Consider the following 262-nt stretch of genomic DNA (forward strand, 5'->3'; position numbering starts at 1 on the left):
CTTTTCCTGTTCAACTCGGCGCAGATGTACGAACGCGGATCAAAGAAACTTTCTTGACCATTCCAAAGAAACCCGCACATTGGAAGCGAGCAGTCTCACCGGCTCCCAAGTGGGCAATTGTTGCCTGGGGATTCCCTTGGGAGACAATGCCGTCAGCCGTGTATCCCTTGAATTCGACAGTGACGTCGACTTCCCGATTGCTTCGATTCACCACAAGGCCGATAACGTTGTTATTCGGTCCCGGCTGGTAAGAAATGTCCAT

At 51.5% G+C, this 262-nt stretch carries 1 protein-coding gene; it reads right to left on the minus strand.

What is annotated here, in order from left to right; all coding sequences use genetic code 11:
• Positions 1-10: 10 nt before the first annotated feature.
• Positions 11-262: FxLYD domain-containing protein (locus SB717_RS37005; RefSeq protein ID WP_410908072.1), on the minus strand; the 252-nt coding region annotated here is incomplete at its 5' end.

This window comes from Priestia sp. SIMBA_032 (assembly GCF_046535215.1).
In the GTDB taxonomy this organism is placed as follows: Bacteria; Bacillota; Bacilli; order Bacillales; family Bacillaceae_H; genus Priestia; species Priestia aryabhattai.